19 protein-coding genes are annotated in these 18262 nt (G+C 43.0%); 6 read left to right on the plus strand and 13 right to left on the minus strand.

Going from position 1 to position 18262, the window contains the following annotated elements; genetic code table 11:
* Nucleotide 1: 1 nt before the first annotated feature.
* The 6 genes from VRUMOI_RS02260 to VRUMOI_RS02285 all read right to left on the minus strand — a co-directional run bounded on the left by VRUMOI_RS02260 (nt 2) and on the right by VRUMOI_RS02285 (nt 4249).
* Nucleotides 2-1405, minus strand: a complete 1404-nt coding sequence (locus VRUMOI_RS02260) for an AMP-binding protein (RefSeq protein WP_089138294.1) — start codon at nt 1403-1405, stop codon at nt 2-4.
* Between the two features lie 57 nt (nt 1406-1462).
* Complete coding sequence (locus tag VRUMOI_RS02265; RefSeq protein ID WP_089138293.1) at nt 1463-2026, minus strand: COG4648 family protein; 564 nt, start codon at nt 2024-2026, stop codon at nt 1463-1465.
* A complete protein-coding gene (locus VRUMOI_RS02270) occupies nt 2026-2283 on the minus strand; it encodes an acyl carrier protein (protein ID WP_089138292.1) in 258 nt (85 codons plus the stop codon). The genes VRUMOI_RS02265 and VRUMOI_RS02270 overlap by 1 nt, the downstream gene beginning before the upstream one ends.
* Nucleotides 2284-2303: 20 nt before the next feature.
* Nucleotides 2304-2561 (minus strand): phosphopantetheine-binding protein, encoded by a 258-nt coding sequence (locus VRUMOI_RS02275; RefSeq protein WP_089138291.1) that lies wholly within the window; start codon nt 2559-2561, stop codon nt 2304-2306.
* Between the two features lie 156 nt (nt 2562-2717).
* Nucleotides 2718-3506, minus strand: a complete 789-nt coding sequence (locus VRUMOI_RS02280; protein ID WP_089138290.1) for a lysophospholipid acyltransferase family protein — start codon at nt 3504-3506, stop codon at nt 2718-2720.
* Nucleotides 3506-4249, minus strand: coding sequence for a beta-ketoacyl synthase chain length factor (locus VRUMOI_RS02285; RefSeq protein ID WP_089138289.1), 744 nt, complete (start codon nt 4247-4249; stop codon nt 3506-3508). The genes VRUMOI_RS02280 and VRUMOI_RS02285 overlap by 1 nt, the downstream gene beginning before the upstream one ends.
* Before the next feature lie 198 nt (nt 4250-4447).
* Here VRUMOI_RS02285 and VRUMOI_RS02290 point away from each other — a divergent pair, with 198 nt between their 5' ends.
* Nucleotides 4448-5515, plus strand: a complete 1068-nt coding sequence (locus VRUMOI_RS02290) for a methyltransferase (RefSeq protein ID WP_089138288.1) — start codon at nt 4448-4450, stop codon at nt 5513-5515.
* Nucleotides 5516-5549: 34 nt separating this feature from the next.
* Nucleotides 5550-6797, plus strand: a complete 1248-nt coding sequence (locus tag VRUMOI_RS02295) for an NAD(P)/FAD-dependent oxidoreductase (RefSeq protein ID WP_089138287.1) — start codon at nt 5550-5552, stop codon at nt 6795-6797.
* Between the two features lie 77 nt (nt 6798-6874).
* Here VRUMOI_RS02295 and VRUMOI_RS02300 read toward each other — a convergent pair whose 3' ends face one another.
* Both VRUMOI_RS02300 and VRUMOI_RS02305 read right to left on the minus strand, forming a co-directional pair.
* Entirely contained in the window at nt 6875-8008 is a 1134-nt protein-coding gene (locus tag VRUMOI_RS02300; RefSeq protein ID WP_089138286.1) for an HlyD family secretion protein, read from the minus strand.
* Nucleotides 8008-8391: a DUF3302 domain-containing protein gene (locus VRUMOI_RS02305; protein ID WP_089138285.1), complete on the minus strand. Its 384-nt coding sequence runs from the start codon at nt 8389-8391 to the stop codon at nt 8008-8010. The genes VRUMOI_RS02300 and VRUMOI_RS02305 overlap by 1 nt, the downstream gene beginning before the upstream one ends.
* Before the next feature lie 253 nt (nt 8392-8644).
* Here VRUMOI_RS02305 and VRUMOI_RS02310 point away from each other — a divergent pair, with 253 nt between their 5' ends.
* The 3 genes from VRUMOI_RS02310 to VRUMOI_RS02320 all read left to right on the plus strand — a co-directional run bounded on the left by VRUMOI_RS02310 (nt 8645) and on the right by VRUMOI_RS02320 (nt 11070).
* Nucleotides 8645-9667 (plus strand): bile acid:sodium symporter family protein, encoded by a 1023-nt coding sequence (locus VRUMOI_RS02310; protein WP_089138284.1) that lies wholly within the window; start codon nt 8645-8647, stop codon nt 9665-9667.
* Nucleotides 9658-10269, plus strand: a complete 612-nt coding sequence (locus VRUMOI_RS02315) for a mechanosensitive ion channel domain-containing protein (protein WP_089138283.1) — start codon at nt 9658-9660, stop codon at nt 10267-10269. Before VRUMOI_RS02310 ends, VRUMOI_RS02315 begins: the two co-directional genes overlap by 10 nt.
* Before the next feature lie 186 nt (nt 10270-10455).
* Complete coding sequence (locus tag VRUMOI_RS02320; protein ID WP_089138282.1) at nt 10456-11070, plus strand: acetate uptake transporter; 615 nt, start codon at nt 10456-10458, stop codon at nt 11068-11070.
* Between the two features lie 100 nt (nt 11071-11170).
* On the opposite strand, the gene VRUMOI_RS02325 is transcribed toward VRUMOI_RS02320, so the two are convergent.
* The 5 genes from VRUMOI_RS02325 to VRUMOI_RS02345 all read right to left on the minus strand — a co-directional run bounded on the left by VRUMOI_RS02325 (nt 11171) and on the right by VRUMOI_RS02345 (nt 16939).
* Entirely contained in the window at nt 11171-12145 is a 975-nt protein-coding gene (locus VRUMOI_RS02325) for a substrate-binding domain-containing protein (RefSeq protein ID WP_089138281.1), read from the minus strand.
* Between the two features lie 74 nt (nt 12146-12219).
* Nucleotides 12220-13191 (minus strand): ABC transporter permease, encoded by a 972-nt coding sequence (locus VRUMOI_RS02330; RefSeq protein WP_089138280.1) that lies wholly within the window; start codon nt 13189-13191, stop codon nt 12220-12222.
* Complete coding sequence (locus VRUMOI_RS02335) at nt 13188-14720, minus strand: sugar ABC transporter ATP-binding protein (protein WP_089138279.1); 1533 nt, start codon at nt 14718-14720, stop codon at nt 13188-13190. Before VRUMOI_RS02335 ends, VRUMOI_RS02330 begins: the two co-directional genes overlap by 4 nt.
* Entirely contained in the window at nt 14707-15876 is a 1170-nt protein-coding gene (locus VRUMOI_RS02340) for a Gfo/Idh/MocA family protein (RefSeq protein ID WP_089138278.1), read from the minus strand. The genes VRUMOI_RS02335 and VRUMOI_RS02340 overlap by 14 nt, the downstream gene beginning before the upstream one ends.
* A 10-nt stretch (nt 15877-15886) precedes the next feature.
* Nucleotides 15887-16939: a sugar phosphate isomerase/epimerase family protein gene (locus VRUMOI_RS02345; protein ID WP_089138277.1), complete on the minus strand. Its 1053-nt coding sequence runs from the start codon at nt 16937-16939 to the stop codon at nt 15887-15889.
* 264 nt (nt 16940-17203) lie between these two features.
* Here VRUMOI_RS02345 and VRUMOI_RS02350 point away from each other — a divergent pair, with 264 nt between their 5' ends.
* On the plus strand, nt 17204-18205 hold the full coding sequence (locus tag VRUMOI_RS02350; RefSeq protein WP_089138276.1) for a LacI family DNA-binding transcriptional regulator: 1002 nt from the start codon (nt 17204-17206) through the stop codon (nt 18203-18205).
* Nucleotides 18206-18262: the final 57 nt, after the last annotated feature.

Genomic DNA, 18262 nt, shown 5'->3' on the forward strand with positions numbered 1-18262 from the left:
GTTATTTACTTCTCGATTCTGAGTGGAAGAGTTGCTCAATGTTGCTGATTAATCGCTTGCCTTGCGTATTCAGTGGAATTTCATCAACCATGCGAAAGCGGCGTGGAATACCCACGGGTTCAATCCATTGATGCAAAGATTGGCGTAGCATCAGTACAAATTTGCCTTTACCTAATTGAGCAAGCTTGGCGTGCCCGGTTGCCGTCAGGGTAATGGCTGCCGCTGTTATTAAACGTTTAGGCTCTTGAAATGAGATCACCGCGGCTTCAGCCACCTCTTCCAGCTGATTTAATCGTCGCTCAATTTCGCTTAATGATATGCGTTTTTCTTCTATTTTAATCACTCGATCTGCGCGACCTTTCAAAATAAAATGTTGTTTATCGACTAATTCACATTGATCGGCGGTTTGATACCAATTGTCTATATCCACCAGAGGTGATTTGATTTTTAAACATTGTTCGGCATTCACATCAATTTGAGTGCCAATAAAGGCTTGCCAAGGTGTGTCGCTGGCGTGCTGTTGTCGATGCGCGATGCCACCCGTTTCCGTGCTGCCAAGTACTTCATGTGGGTAATCGCAGAACAGTGCATTGCAGGTTTTAGCTGCATCAAGAGGTAATGGACCACCGGATGAAAAAATGGCTCGATAACGGTTTGATGGATCAGCATGTGTTAAACGTTTGAGTAGTGCCGGACTACTGATTAAAACGAGATTTTGAGCGGCATGCTCGATAATTTGCTCAGGATATTGCCAATCTTGTGCCAGAAATGCTCTGCCAGCCGACAATGGCCATAAAATGCGAAATAGAAGGCCATAAATATGTTGATGAGAAACCGTACTTGCCGTGGTGATACCATTTAGCGATTCACCCCAAGTGGCTTGTAACTGTGCCACTTCTTTTTCAAGAATGGATAATGGTTTATCGATGGCTTTTGGCTGACCACTGGAGCCTGAAGTAAATAAGGTGATTGCTACATCGGCTAAATCTTCAAATTGAGGCAAGCTCTTCTCGGGTTGATTAGCTAATATTTGGGGAACATCAAAGGTAAAATGTGGCGCTAGAGTCTCTGAATCAATCGCCTCATCATGCAAAACTGCATCAAAGTGTTGAGAGAGTTCGACTAGGGCCGCTGGTTGCAAATTACCCGGTACAATCAGGTGTTTTTGGCTATGACAAGCGGCCATAAAAGCCACGGTAAACCAATAGCTATTCTCAAAGCAGATTGCCCAACGCGATTCGCTGCGGGTTTGTAATAATTGGCTCAGTTGATACGTATCTTGTTGGAATTGTTGCCAACTAATGGCTTGGCTGTGCAGACTCACGCCTTCATGTGCGACAGAGTGTTGGTTGGCTCTGTTGGCATTCATCACTTGAGAAATAGGAACAAAAGAAGACGGCAGCATGCTGGTGGCATTTCCATAGTTAACTGAACAAAAAAGGCGGTAATGTTAACGAGTTGACTATTGCTCGTTAGATTTTCGGATATAACCTCTGACAACCCACTCCACCGCAAACAGGCAACCTGCCAATAAGTAACTGAGTAAGCCGTTGTATAAGGTCCATATTTCCAGTGGCAAGAAGCAGGTATAAAGTGCAATAGAGCCATTGATGATAAAGTAGCCGCACCAAACTTTCGTTACGTTACGCGTGTAGAGAACGCCGCTGTCGGGAAGTTCTGGTTCTTGCAGGCGAGCGAGTCGTTCTATTAGCGTTTGCGATTGATATAAGCTGCTAAAGAATAATAGGAACATCAGAAGATTGACCACCACCGGGTAGTAAGTGAACCAACCGTGTTCGCGAAATACTGTGGCGCATAATGTGAGAATCATTCCCGCGCCACCGCTTAACCAAGCAATGTACTTGAGCTCTTTGAGTTTCGTCTGATGACCTGCGGCAATTCGAATCATAAATAGGGCGGCAAAGATAATACCTATCACACCAATGCCCCAACGGCTCAATCCGTAATAAACCGCTAAAGGGTAAGCCAGTAGCAGTAGGGCAGATAAAGCCGTTAATGCGCGCATTATTTTTCCTTGAGTAACTCAACCACGGCGTCAACCACATCATTGACGGTACGCACGGCTTTAAATTCATCTGGTTGAATTTTTTTACCGGTTAACTTTTGTAAGTGAACCACAAGATCCACCGCATCAATACTATCGAGGTCGAGTTCTTGGTAAAGTTTTGATTCTGGTTTGATGTCATCAGCATCAATTTCAAATAGCTCAACAAAAGCATCTTGTACTTTGTTGAATACTTCGTCTCTGTTTATTTGCGTCATAATAGTCACGTTTACTTAAATTAATGTTGTTGGCTGCTGATGTAGTTGGCCAAGTTGGCCACGGAAGCAAAATGCTCACGAGTTTGGTTATCGTCAGCATCAATTACGATATGGTACTTCTTCTTGATGGCAAGTCCGAGTTCGAGCGCATCAATTGAATCCAGCCCTAATCCATCGCCAAATAAAGCGGCATCAGTTTCAATGTCTTCAACCTGAATGTCTTCAAGGTTTAACGATTCAATAATTAATGCTTTTAATTCGTTGTGTAGTTGTTCCACTCTAACCTGCCTAAATTGATAAAAGGTTTACTCATTATAATATCCCCAAGGTCGTTGAATTTGCCGCTTTGCTGTCGCTTTATTGATTGCGTGCTAATGACCTTGGGTCGGGAAGTGGTGACTTCCGTAATTTGAATATTAGTTTGTTATTTATATCTATGCGATATCGGGAAAAATAGCGCTCGATAAATGTCGATTCAGTTGACGCGCTGCAGTGGTTGGAGAATCACTGTTTTGAATGAATTCATCGACTTTGATTTTGTTTTTTACTTCAATATGAAAGAAAGGTTTTACATCAGGAACTTGATACCATTTCTTTTGCTTGGTCAAAAAGTCAGGGTTGACACGGATGTGAACGACCCTTAAATCCGTTTGAGTACGCACGGCAATTTGAGCTGCGCCACGTTGTAGCTTTGAGGCTTGCCCAGGCGTCGTGCGAGTACCTTCCGGAAAAATCAACAGAACATTACCATGATTTAGTCGCTGGCTACAGTCATCAAGTAAGCTTTCAGGATCGCGATTTGGGATATACCCAGCGGCTTTGACGATGCCTTTCATAAATGGATTGTGCCAAATGGCGGCTTTCACTAAGCAATCGCATTGTGGTAAGCGAGAGGCAATGAGCACATAATCAATTAAGCTGGGGTGATTGGCGACGATTAGGCAATGCCTATCTTGTTGCATTTGCTCAGCGTTATCGAAGCGATAATCAATCGCACCAGTGAACTTCATAGTACGGCAAAATAAATCAAAAGCATGCTGAATGATTGATTGAACACGCATTTCACGTTGGCTTTGATCACGAGTCGTCCACGTCATCAGTGGAAATACGATGAAAGTTAAACACAGTGCGCCAATACCAAAAATAACAAAGCAACTGCCCGTAGCAATCACTCGCCAGTATTTATTACAACGTTGAGTAAAGCTCAGTGAACGTCCTGCCATTACTCCGTATCACCTCGCTGCCATTGCCATTGGTTTCTCGAGTCTTCAATTGTCCATTTATCGCTGTTATCCGCTAAATGTTGAGTGACATCCAATGTTTGTGAACGATCTTTGAAATCAATATTAGCAACGGGCTTGGCCTGCCAAGTCAATTGGGTTTGTTGGCCTGCCCCTAAAATTAAACCTAAAGCATAAAGTGGTGGAATGGGTTGTGATTCAAACTGGTCATAAGGTTTAGGTAGTGGCGCATCAAAGTCGATCAGCAATATTTTATGTTGCGGGTTTTCGGATAAGTAAGCACTGGCCTCTATTAAAGCATGATGCAAACTCGATTCACAACCCGCTAATGAGGTTGCTGGAATTGGGCTTTTGGTGGCAATGGTAAATAAGCCTGCGCTGGTGTTATGCACCGATTGAGAAAAGGCCATGGGAGAGGCTTCTTCACCTTGCAGCACTTGTTGCAGCAATTCAACAGTACGTGGTAGTTCGCCGTGACGACTTGAAAAGATAAGATAGTCAAAATCTGATGTGCTTGATTGTTGTAAATGAATCGCGGTTTGTAAGGCTATTTTACTTAACGGACTCATTCTACGGCGCATCATAGCAGGAATTAAATTCGCCTCAACTTGGACGCTTTCATTTTCTTGTGTATAAATTGAACGACAACGTTTCCAGTCGTCAGGCGTTGTTAGACCTGGAGAGAGTGCGTGCCATTGCTCAATATTAAATGAAATTGTGTTCATTGATGCAGATTCATACCATTTGCTGAAACAAAATGTAAAAATAACATTTTTATTGATGTAAGCGCTATCTTGTTCGTTTGTTTATTGATACAAAAATGCTAGTTGTATCCAATTTTATTCATGCATTTCTATTCTTAATATTCAAATAAGCCATCAATATGGCTTATTTGATGATATTCATAATTTGGACTTTAGATTTTGAAACAATATCAACATGACCCTTATTCAGCATTAGAAGCGAAAACAGAAGCTCAAAAATTAGCCTTTTCTCCCATTGTGTTTCACACCGCTCGAACGTTACGTGACCTTGGGGTTTTGTCTGAATTGGCAATCCAACCTGAAAAAGGGATGACCGCAGCACAACTATCTAAAGCGACCGAAGTATCAGAGTATGGCGTCAAAGTGTTATTAGATATGGCGTTAAGTGCACATATCGTGACATGGCGTGATGAGCATTATGTACTTGCTAAATTAGGCCACTCTTTGTTGAGCGACGGTATGACTATTGCCAATATGGATTTTACTGCTGATGTTTGTTATGCCGGTATGATGCATCTCACCGAAGCGATTAAAGAAGGCACTCCTGCTGGCTTGAAAGAGTTAGGGGATTGGTCAACGATTTATGAGGGGTTATCTAGCTTGCCGAAAAAAGCGCAAGAGAGTTGGTTTAAGTTTGATCATTTCTATTCTGATAATACTTTTCCTGTTTTACTTAAGCAGATCTTTGCTAATCAACCGAAACGCATTTTTGATATTGGTGGCAATACTGGTAAGTGGACATTGCAATGTTGCCAACATGACGAAAAGGTCAAGGTTACTATTGTCGATCTGCCACAACAAATTGAACTAGCTAAAGAGAATGTTGCTCAACATGGTTTTTCTGAACGCGTCGATTTCTTTCCGGCCAATCTGCTGGATAAACAACAAGCGTTGCCACAAGGTGCGGATGCATGGTGGATGAGCCAATTCTTAGATTGTTTTTCACCGATGGAAATTCTTAGTATTTTGCGTCGAGTTCGTGCTGCCATGAAGCCTCAAGCCGATGTGTATATTCTTGAATTATTTTGGGATGCGCAACGCTATGAAGCAGCCTCATACAGCTTAAATGCGACTTCGCTGTATTTTACGTGTTTAGCCAATGGTAATAGTCGTTTTTATCGTAGTGATGATTTTTTAGAGATCGTAAAAGAAGCCGGTTTTGTGGTGAGTAATCGTATTGACTATATCGGACTTGGGCACACGCTTTTACATCTTAAAGCGGATTAATATTGCTTTATTGACATTTATATAGGAATTAAGCGTGAGTACATTACAACAAACGTCGGTAGTGATCATTGGTGCCGGACCTTCAGGAACCGTCGCTGCTGCTATTTTAAATCGACAAAATATCGGCTGTGTGGTTCTTGAGCGTAGTACCTTTCCACGCTTTTCGATTGGCGAAAGCTTGCTGCCTGCGTGTATGGAGAGCTTAAAAAAAGCCAATATGTTTGAAGCGGTCAATCTAGCCGGTTATCAATTTAAAAATGGCGCAGCATTTCGCTATCAAGGCCAATACACCCATTTTGATTTCACGGAAAAGTATACTCCGGGAGAGGGCACTACCTTTCAAGTTCAACGTGCTTCATTTGATAAATTATTAGCAGATGAAGCCCAGAAGCAAGGGGTTGAGATCCGTTATCAACATACGGTAACGGCGGTGGATGTTGCGTCAAAACGACCAGTATTATCCGTCGTCGATCAGGCTGGTAATTCTTATCAAATTCAAGCAGATTTTATTTTGGATGCCAGTGGTTATGGGCGTGTCCTTCCTCGATTACTCGATTTAGAAGTTCCTTCTGACTTACCCCAACGTAGTGCATTATTTACTCATGTTACGGATAATATTAGTGATAGTTTAGCCGCTGAATTAAATTATGACCGCGATAAAATTACTATTTATGTACACCCTGATAATAAGAGTGTGTGGTATTGGTTGATTCCATTTAGTAATGGTGTGTGCTCAGTAGGTGTCGTCTCAACGCCTGACTTTTTTAGAGCTTATCCGGATGATGAAATTGCAGCGTTAAAGCAGTTAACCTCTGAAGAACCACATTTAAAGCAATTATTTAAGAATGCCGACTTTTGCCACATGAGTGGCACGATTGGCGGCTACTCTGCCAATGTGAAGCATCTTTCTGCGAGCAACTATGCAATGCTTGGCAATGCTGGAGAGTTTTTAGATCCGGTCTTCTCATCTGGTGTAACCATTGCGATGAAGTCGGCAGAACTTGCTGCGGAAACCTTAATTCGCCAATTTAATGGAGAGGCAGTCGATTGGCAGAAAGATTATGCTGAGCCATTAATGGTAGGGGTGGATACCTTCCGAGCTTATGTAGAAGGCTGGTATGATGGGCGATTCCAAAATGTCGTGTTCTTTGAAAGCGCTAACCCAGACATAAAGAAAAAAATCAGCGCCATTCTAGCAGGCTATGCTTGGGACACTTCAAACCCTTATGTGGCTAATCCCCAAAAACGTTTAAGCACGTTAGCGGAAATTTGTTCAGAATAATTGAGCGTTAAATCGTCGATAAAAAGCCCCGAATTATCGGGGCTTTTGTGTGTTTGAGCAGGGGGGATACAGCGATATTAGTGATCGAAGTACACGTAGTTTTGCCAGCTCTTCATTCGAATTAAGATTTTTCGAATAATAGCTACATGCTCTAAGTTACCAGAGTAAACGGCAACTTCAACGTTGGTACCCATTGGAAGGTTGTAGTGAGAAATGTCATCTTTCAGTTTTAACTTCACCATAATGCGGCCGTGAGTTTGCAGCATATTGGTACCTAACAGTGCACCATTCGCCTGGATTTGGCTTTCGGCTATGGCAGGAAGAATATCTGTTACTTCAGCCTTAAAAGACCTACCTGGTAGAGCTCGGAAAATAACATCCGCTTCGTTACCTGGCTTAATATTTAAAACTGAATTTTGACGGAATGCCGCGACAAATTCACTTGAGTCTTGAGTAGTAACAAACGTTAATATTGGCTTAAACGGCAGTGGAACCGCCATGACACCCGGTTTTAACGCGAGTTGTGATACGAAGCCATCGGTTGGTGCGCGAACGATCGTCTGATCTAGATTAAACTGCGCTTTATCTAAGGCGGCTTGTGCTTCTGCGACTGAAGTGTTTACACCATCAATTTGCGACTCATAAGCGGCTTTGGCAGCATTTTCATTAGAAAGCGCGGCTTGGTAGGCTGCTTCTGCGCCTTTGGCTGTTTGTTGCTTATCGTCCACTTGTTGCAAAGTAAACGCGCCACGTTTGTAACCTTTTTGATAACGCGTTGCTTCACGTTGCGAGCGATCGCGTTCTGCTAAGGCTTGTACGCTAGTGGCCGCGGCTTGTTTGTAAGCGGCTTCAAGGACGAGTACATTTTGTTTGGCAGCAGCTAAAGCGGCCTTTTTCTGAACGACAGCTGCTTTGAACGGAGTATCATCCAGGCGAACTAAAACATCACCTTGTTTAACCAATTTGTTTGGCTCAACATCAACAGAAACAACACGAGCGCGAACATTCGACACCATTGGAGTGGTACTGTAAATTTGACCACCCAATTGAGTAAATGGTTGGAAGTAGTTCATGGCTAAAAAGATTGAACCCAATAGCACGACACCGCCTAACACGGCGGTTGGAACCGTCCACTTATTAAGAGGTATGCGGAATATTTTAAAAATCGCAATACAGAAAGCGGTATAGGTTAGAATTAAAATCGTTTCCATTAGTTAGAACCCTCTTTAGCGCTATCTTGTGTTTCTGTGGTGGGTTTTGCTTGAGGGGTTAACTCGGTAATCTGTTTTTGCAGTTGTGCAATTTGATTCGTAAGATCATCGACTCTATGGTGCATGTCATCTTGTTCAGCTTGTAACTTATTGAAGCCCCAGCCGCGATCTTCGCGCCATAATGTGGCCCAGATCCATAGGAATGGCCATAAAACGTGTAAAGTAAATAGACTAACCCAGCCTGCTACGTGAATGGCATCTTGATGAGGATGGTTACGTTTTTTGGATATCTCATACGGTATATCATGGATCACGATGATGCCGTAAAATAGCACCAATACCACAAAGATAAGTATGCCTAAGGCTACATAATCTAATGTCATTGTTTTTCCTTTACCTATTCGCTTAATTTGTCGAATATATGATTTCTCGATAAACATATGTCCGTATTGATTATCGAGGCCAGTTGTTATTTTATATAAAACAACATGTTATTTTGTGGCAATTATGTTTTACGCTGGGTGACAGATCACATAATGTGGTGAACAATCAACGACTACGCACCACCTTAGTTTATACGATGGCGATGAAGTTCCAAAGTTTTTATCAAGTTTATTGTTAAAGGACATGAATAGAATGATCTCAAGTATAGTGAGAGTTTTGAAAAAGGAATGGTTTCTCGCCGCAATGGTCGCAGCAATGGGATTAGCCGTTATTATTCCGCAAGTTGGAAAAAGTGGTGGCGTGCTGTCTTTAGACCAGGTGAGTGCTTTTGGTATTGCCTTTGTCTTCTTTTTACATGGGATTGGCCTTTCACCTAAAGCATTAAAAGATGGCATGAGTAATTGGCGTCTTCACCTATTTATCCAATCAGCAACCTTCATATTGTACCCTTTATTATGGGTGATATTTGGTAAAGGCATGTTAGCTTTTATGCCGAGCGCTTTGGCTTTGGGATTTTGTTTCTTATTTGTATTACCAAGTACTATTTCATCATCAGTTGCTATGACCGCCATTGGGCGTGGAAATATGCCCGGAGCGATATTTAATGCTTCGTTATCGAGTATTCTTGGTATTTTTATTACCCCTTTCTTGATTCAAGTTTTCATGGGGTTAGAAGGGGCTGAAATCGATATTACCGCTTCGGTCATTGCAATATCTAAAATGCTATTGCTTCCTATGGTGTTAGGGCAGCTATTGAGACCGGTATTACTGAGTTATTTTGAACAACATAAAAGCGTCGTGAGTAAGCTGGATAAGTACGTTATTTTGCTGATTGTTTTTAATGCTTTTAGTGATTCCGTCGCGGAAGGGATTTGGCATAGTTTTTCGGTTAAGTATGTCATTATGTCCGTTGTGATTTGCGTTGCGGTATTGTTTTGTGTGGTTAATTTGATGGTACGTGGTGCGCGCACTTTAGGATTTAATCACGGAGATGAGGTGGCGGCGGTTTTTTGTGGCAGTAAAAAAACACTGGCTGCTGGCGTGCCAATGGCGAAAGTGATTTTTGGTGCAGATCCTAGATTAGGCATGATATTACTGCCGATCATGATCTATCATCCGTTACAAATATTTTATTGTGCTGTTCTGGCTAATCGTTATCAGAAGAAAGCAATGGCACAGGAGCATCCAACTGAGGCAAATAATGAATGTCGATAATATCACAAGACTGGTTGGTATTTACCCAAGACTACTATAAATGGCTAATTACCGCGCTAGTGCTAATTTTTTACCCTATGCTACGCAGAATTCCCGCGAAGATATTTTTACGTGGGATGAAAGCGGGAATTAGTCCTCACCGTAAACAACGTGCAAGATTATTGCTCAATACGATTACTTCTATCATCTTGATCTGTTTGTTATTGATGCTTTGGGGTATTGAGCTAAGAGGTTTGCTGGTGGTTGGCTCATCCATGTTTGCTCTGCTTGGCGTGGCTTTATTTGCTGGCTGGTCATTGCTGAGTAATTTAACAAGCTTTTTGATCTTATTTACTCAAAATGATTGTCGTATTGGCCGCTGGGTAAAAGTGGTTGATGGTGCTAACTTTTTGGAAGGTGAAATTACCGAGATGGGCTTCATGAATGTCCAACTTCGTACACTTGATGGCGATTTAGTGTTATATCCGAATAATTTATTTATGACTCGCCCAGTGATTGTTTTAAAAGTGCCACCACAACCTAAAAGTGAAAATGACCCCCTAGAAACCAAAGAGGCCGTCGCGACGCCTGAGCCGGAAGGGTTGGATAAAAAAGTGATTTAATAACCGCGATTAAATTTCAATAATAAATAAAGCCTGAATTCGATGTGCTTCGTTGAATGTTCAGGCTTTTTTATGGCCTCAATTAGTTTTTTGTGACTTATCCCACAAAACGTTTTACAAACTATCAACCATCGACAATAATACGCCGCTTTTAAAATCCAGTTCATATTTTAATCAGGTAATACTATGTCAACCGCGACTACAACAAAACCAGCAAATCCAGCACCATTAGGCTTAATGGCGTTTGGTATGACAACGATTCTTTTAAATCTACACAACGTAGGTTTATTTCCACTAACAACTGTAGTGCTTGCTATGGGGATTTTCTACGGCGGTATCGCGCAAGTGATCGCTGGTATCATGGAATACAAAAACGGCAATACATTTGGTACAACCGCTTTCACTTCTTACGGTATGTTTTGGTTATCGTTAGTAGGCCTAATCTTAATGCCTGGAATGGGTTTAGGTGAAGCAACGCCTGCGCATTTCTTAGCCTCTTACCTATTGATCTGGGGCATCTTCACTGGCTTGATGTTTATTGCTACCTTGGCTCGTTACCCAGTGGCTAAGCAAGTAGTATTTGGTAGCTTAACGCTATTATTCTTCCTACTTGCTGCTGGTGATTTCACTGGTAATGCAACCATTGGCCACATTGCGGGTATCGTAGGTCTCTTCTGTGGTTCAAGCGCGGTTTACCTAGCGATGGCTACCGTGATCAACTTAGAGTTTGGCCGTACTATTCTTCCTATTGGTGAGAAGAAAGTGGCTGCACCGGTTGAGTCAATTAAAGCCGCTGCGTAATTACTGACCGTAATACGAGAAAATAAAGTAAGCCCCCAGTGACGCTTTGTCGTGGCTGGGGGCTTTGTTTTATGTAGTATATCGATCAAATAGTGACGACTTAATAAGCGGCACCTTCTTCGATATAGTCGCTTACATTGCTTTTATCTATCAGCTCTGCTGCGAGAATGACACGTGAAGGCGAGGTGTGATACATGGTGCCTAAGTTTTCATGCTTGAGTCCTGTTATCGCAAGGCCAATCCCTGAAGCCACCATGCTTGGTGGATAGGTCACGGTTGCTCGAACGACTGGGTCCCCCGCTTGGATCATTTTTAGAATGTCTTGTGAGCCTGCGCCGCCTAAAACGGTTTTTATATCCGTTCTACCCGATTCTTTGATTGCCTGCATAACGCCTTTTAACATATCGTCATCTTGGCACCATACTGCATCAATTTTAGGGTGTTTTTGGAGATAGTTTTCCATTACCGCTAAGGCTTTTTGAGTTGACCAATCTGCCGGTTGGCTATCTAAGATCTCAATGCCTTTGTGTTTGGCGATAACGTCATTAAAGGCATCAACACGTTGTTTGTTAATAGGGATAGACATGCCTTCAATGACAACCACTTTACCTTTGCCATTCATTTCTTTGGCTAACCATTCTCCGCTAACTCGGCCAAGCCCCGCATTATCACCTGCAATAAAGACATTTTGTGCCGGTGTTTCTAACTCTCTATCGACAACAACGGTGTAAATATTATTGTTGTAAGCCTCTTCGATGACTTTTTGTAGCGTAGCGGGGTTGTGAGGCAAGATCACAAGTGCATCAATCCCTTTAATCATAAGGTCTTCGACATCACCGACTTGCTTGGAACCTGAGCTTGCGGCGACCACGTAAAACTCGAGGTCTTTATCTTTTGCTTTAAAGTCTTTAGCGGCTTTTTCTGCCCACCAAAGCAAGCCCGCGGTCCAGCCATGGTCCGCAGAGGGTACCGATACGCCAATTTTAAGTGTCTTTGCCATAGCAGTATTCAAAGACAATGATCCTATTAAAAAGACGCCTAATATCCCTTTGCTTATGAGTTTTAATAAGCTCATGGTTGTTCTCCTTATTATGGTGCTCCCTTTCAAAAGATCACTTTATTTGAGGGGGAGCTTATGGTCGTTTGTATTTATCGATCACGTTTAAATTGCATTAGTACGGCAATAATAATGACAAGTCCTTTTACGGTACCTTGTAAGTAAGGCGAAACCCCGATTAGATTCAACATGTTATTTATTATCCCTAAGATGATGGCACCAATAACTGTGCCCCATAGGGTCCCTTTACCTCCTGATAGTGCAGTTCCACCAATAACCACCGCGGCAATGGCATCAAGCTCGTAAAACAAGCCAGCATCACCGGGACTAATTGAGTTAAGACGAGAAGACAGCATGACCGCCGATAACCCGACGGTGAAGCCAACAATCACGAATGTATAAAAGTAGACTCGAGTGACATTGATGGCGGAATAGGTTGCCACTTTGGCATTGGAGCCTACAGCACAGACATGGCGTCCAAATGCGGTGTGGCGCAGTAATATGTGTCCAATTGCCGCTAAAGAAAAAAAGACCCATACTGGTATCGGAATGCCAAGAATGTAGCCACCACCAATATCTGGGTAATGCGAATTGCTGGATACCATCTCACCGGCGTCGCTGATATAAAGCGTGAGCGAGCGGAAAATTGACATGGTAGCGAGCGTGGCAACAAAGGCCGTTATTTTTCCTTTGGTGGTGAGCAAGCCATTAATGGCGCCTAAGATAGCCCCAATGGCCATGGCGGCAGAGATGGCAATAAATACGGCTAACCAACTATCCCCGAGATAGTTGAGCAGCATTAATACTAATACTCCGATCAGCGCTACCATCGATCCGACAGACAGGTCAATGCCTCCTGCGATAATCAAAAAGGTCATGCCTAGTGCAATAATGCCGGTGTAAGACACTTGTCTCAGTACATTGGTTATATTGCGGGGGATTAAGAAGTGCTCACTGGCAAGAGCGGATAAAATAATTAAAGTGATCAGCGCAATGAGTGGAGCCCACTTTGATAAGTTGATTGCCGGCAAGGCGTTTGATTTCGCTTTTACGGTGTCATTCATAGGATCACCTCTTTTCGCTGGGTGGGCGCTGTTTCAGGTCGTGCTTGTAAACCCGCGGCTAAGAACATGATATTTTCTTCCGTTATTTCTTCTTGCTTGAGTTCGCCTTGGATGGTGCCATCGCGCATCACAATGATTCGATGAGCCAACCCAATCAGCTCCTCCATATCGGATGAAATGACAATGACGGCGAGACCTTGTTCAGTCAGATTATGAATAAAATGATAGATATCTTTTTTGGTATTTACGTCAACCCCACGGGTTGGTTCATCAAGGATCAAAATATTTGGCTGAGTATCCATCCATTTCGATAAATAGACTTTTTGCTGGTTGCCACCACTTAGATAGAGCAGTTCTGTCTCTAATGAGGCGGCTTTGATGCTAAATTGGCTGACATAATCTTGGGTTTTTTGTTCGGCTTTTTTATGATTAATAAATCCCTTACAGTAATGCTTGAGCGAGATCAGGCTGACATTTTCAATTAAGTCAAAGTTCATCGTTAGCCCACAACCTTGGCGGTCTTCACTGAGATAAGCGAGCCCTTGTTTTACCGCATCGTTAATCGACTTTATTTTGACCGGCGATTGGTGGATATAAACCTCACCTTGATGCTGACGAAGCCCCATAATAGCTTCAGCGGTTTCAGTTCGCCCACTGCCTATTAGGCCAGAAAACCCGAGAACTTCGCCTTTATTAACCGAAAAGCTAATATCGTGAAGCAGGTTTTTAATTGAAAGTCGTTCAACTTTGAGCGCCACGTCTTGCGTAACCTGCGAGCGGGGAGGGAATACTTGATTCAATTCTCGCCCCACCATTTTTCTCGCCATATCTTGTTCATTGATATGACTGACTTGATCAACAGACACCAATTGCCCATCTCGCAATATGATCAACCTGTCGCACAATTGTTTTACTTCTTTTAATTTATGAGAAATAAAAATAATGGTGACGCCGCGTTGTTTGAGCTTATCGATAAGCTGAAATAGGATGCCAATTTCTTGGTTGGTCAGCACTGTGGTCGGTTCATCCATGATGAATATCTGCGCGTCATTAACCAACGCTTTTGCGATTTCCACCATTTGTTTTTCAGCCACACTTAAATCTTCAATTAAGGTGTCTGGGAGAATTTTCGTTTCTAATTGAGACAATAACTCTTGAGTACGACGACGCATCGCCCCTTTATTGAGTAGACCTTTTTCTTTAATCTCTTGACCAAGGAAGATATTTTCAAACACATTTAAGCTCGAAATTAAATTAAACTCCTGAGGTATCATCGCAATGCCGAGCGCTTTGGCATCGGCCGGGCTATCAATATTCACCGGTTTCCCTGAGATATGAATGCTGCCAGATGTGCGTTGATAAATGCCGGATATGATTTTTAGCAAGGTGGATTTTCCGGCGCCGTTTTCTCCTAATACCCCCATCACCTCACCAGGCATAATGTCGATATCAATATCGTGCAACACTTCCACTCCAGAGAAGCTCTTACAGATGCCAGTTAAAGATAAAATTGGATTATTTGAGCTCATGCGCATCCTCCAATTGAGTCCATTGGCCATTGTGTTGAGAGGAGTGCAGCATGGCGGTAATGAACTGCAACCCTTCTAGCCCTTCCTGTGTACCGGGTAGAGGGAAGGGAGCGAGAGCTGTTTGTAAATCTTGCCCTTGCTTGAGTTGATGGATCACTTGAGCGGTTTCTTGGTATAAATTTGCGAACCCTTCAAGATAACCTTCGGGGTGGCCTGAGGGGGTTCGAGTAAGACCAGCGTGCTGAGCGTTAAAACCATAGCCTGCACGAGTGATGATTTGGCTGGGTTGGCCATGTGGATGAAATAGGATGTGATTCGGGTTTTCTTGCTGCCACTCAATACCACCTTGGCTACCATAAAGACGAATTTTAAGACCATTTTCATGCCCAGGAGCAACTTGCGATGTCCACATCATACCTTTCACGCCTTGCTCAAACCGCAGTAGAGCATGCACATTGTCATCTAACGCTCGACCTTCAACAAAAGTAGAAAGCTCAGCGCTGACGCTTTCCAGCTTTAATCCGGAAATAAAGCGCGCTAAATTGAAGGCATGAGTACCAATATCACCTAGGCAGCCTGCTGCACCAGAACGGGCAGGATCGGTTCGCCATTCCGCTTGTTTATTACCGCTGTGTTCGGTTGCCTCGGTCATCCAGTCTTGGACATATTCCACTTGTATTAAACGAAGTTGGCCTAGCTTGCCTTGTTGCACCATGTGCTGAGCCATGCGAACAACTGGGTAAGCGCTGTAATTGTGAGTTAACACAAAGAGCTTGTTACTTTTATCGGCAATGTCTTTTAGCGCTATTGCTTCGGCTAAATTAAAGGTCATCGGTTTATCACAGATCACGTGAATGCCTGCTTCTAAGAAAGCTTTAGCAATAGGAAAGTGCATATGATTCGGGGTTACAATACTGACCGCATCAATCCCATCTTCGCGTTCGGCTTCTTGCTTGGCCATCGTTTGATAATCTTGATAGCTGCGTGACTCATCAATGCCAAGTTGTAAGGCTGATTCGCGGGCTCGCTTAGGATCGGAGCTTAGCGCACCAGCAACCAGTTCAAATTGGTCATCAATACGAGCGGCGATTCGGTGTACACCTCCAATAAAAGCTCCGATGCCACCGCCTACCATGCCGAGTTTGATTCTATTCATAGCATTTTCCTTATAAGCCTAAAATTCGACGATTTGCTTGTTGATCAATCGCGCTATCAGCGAAGTCATCAAAAGCTTTTTCAGTCACTCGAATGATGTGCTTTTTAACGAATTCTGCGCCTTCTTTGGCCCCATCTTCTGGGTGTTTTAAGCAGCACTCCCACTCGACGACCGCCCAACCTGAGAAGTTGTACTGGGTGAGCTTGGAAAAAATGCCATTAAAATCAACTTGCCCATCGCCTAAAGAGCGAAACCGGCCTGCGCGTTCAGTCCAACTTTGATAGCCGCCATAAACACCTTGCTGTCCGGTTGGATTGAATTCGGCATCTTTGACGTGAAAAAGTTTGATTCGGTCATGGTATCTGTCGATAAAGTCTAGGTAATCAAGTTGCTGCAATAAGAAGTGGCTAGGGTCGAATAAGATATTGCAACGTGGGTGGTGATCGACCGCGGCTAAGAACATTTCAAAGGTGATGCCGTCATGCAGATCTTCGCCTGGGTGAATTTCATAGCACACGTCGACGCCTGCTTGATCAAACGCATCTAATATTGGTCGCCAGCGAGCGGCTAGTTCTTCAAATCCAGTTTCGACTAACCCTTGTGGTCGTTGTGGCCATGGGTACATAAAAGGCCAAAGTAAAGCACCAGAGAAAGTTGCATGAGCGGTAAGCCCTAAATTTTTTGATGCTTTAGCGGCGAGAAGTAATTGTTTAACCGCCCATGCCTGACGTAATGCCGGGTTGTTATGCACCTCTGCTGGCGCAAAACCATCAAACATTTCATCGTAGGCTGGGTGAACCGCCACGAGTTGACCTTGTAAGTGCGTAGATAACTCGGTTAAGGTGAGGTCTGATTTTTCTAGAGTGTTCCGAATATATTGACAATATTCAAGATCGTTCGCAGCACGCTCTAAATCAAAAATTCGTTTATCCCAAGTTGGCATTTGTATGCCTTTAAAGCCAACTGAGCTTGCCCATTGAGTGATATTTTCTAAAGTGTTAAATGGTGGTTTGTCGTCGATAAATTGCGCGAGAAATAGCGCTGCACCTTGTATCGTTTTCATTCTCATCCCTTATTCTTTTTTATCGTTATTTATTTTTGTAATCGATTACATTTTTAAGGTAAGCCGATGACATTAAGTGAGACGAATAACAGGCTTCACCACGGCTTTGATTAAAACGTAGGCACTAAAATACGGTTTATCTAGGAAATGTTGCAAAAATGTGATCGTTGATTGTTTTTTGACCGGCTGATGTGAGCCGAAGACAGGGAGGTGTTTTAATGGATATATAAAAAATAATGTAACCCATTACATTTGAGGGTGAATATGCCAACCATTAAAGATGTTGCTCGAATCGCGGGGGTGTCTACCGCAACGGTATCGAGAGCGATGATCACTCCGGATAAAGTGTCAGAAAAAACACGCTTGAAAGTAGAAGTGGCGATTGCTGAATCGGGTTTTTCTCCGAATGTCATGGCTAGAAATTTGCGACGTAGTGAATCTAAAACGGTTGTTGTGATTGTGCCTGATATTGCCAATATGTTTTTTGCGAATGTGGTAAGAGGGATTCAATCGGTTGCCCTACGCGAGGGATATAAAGTTCTCTTGGGCGATTCTATTCATACCATTGAACAGGCAAAAGTCTATTTAGATTTAGTCAGCAGTAAGCAAGCCGATGGCATCATTTCACTCACCGCAGAGTTACCACAAGAGGTTCGTCAGGGCGCTTCGATACCGATGGTCATGGCGTGTGAATACTTTGCTAACTTTTCGATTCCTACCATTCGAATTGATAATCAACTGGCAGCCCAAAGAGCGGTTGAATATCTCATTAGCATTGGGCATCGCAATATTGGTTGTATTTCAGGGCCATTAAACAATCCATTGTGTATCGCGCGTAGAGAAGGGTATTTACAAGCTTTGCAGCAAGCAAATATTTCTTCTGATGTTCAAGCGATTGAAGAAGGCGATTTTAGCTTTCAATCTGGGTATTCCGCTTTTATGAATTTATCGAACCTTGATGGTATGAGCGCTTTGTTTTGTTTTAGCGACATTATGGCGTTAGGGGCCATGAAGGCAGCCACACAGTTAGGGCTAAAAGTACCGGAAGATTTATCGATTGTGGGATTCGATGATCTCGCTTTGGCTGAATATGCCTCTCCAGCATTGACCACGGTTAGGCAACCGCAAGAAGAAATCGGTCAAACGGCCATGAAGATCATGCTAAAAAGATTAAAGGGAAGCAAGGTGAGCCATGATACCGTCCTCGCCACTCAATTGTTGGTCCGAGACAGCACTGCACCACCACGTTTTTTTACTTCGAGTTAGCTTTTTATCCATATTTATCGGTATGAGGTCACGAAAAATAAAAATCGTAATATCAAA

Origin of the sequence: Vibrio rumoiensis (assembly GCF_002218045.2) — a bacterium.
In the GTDB taxonomy this organism is placed as follows: domain Bacteria; phylum Pseudomonadota; class Gammaproteobacteria; order Enterobacterales; family Vibrionaceae; genus Vibrio; species Vibrio rumoiensis.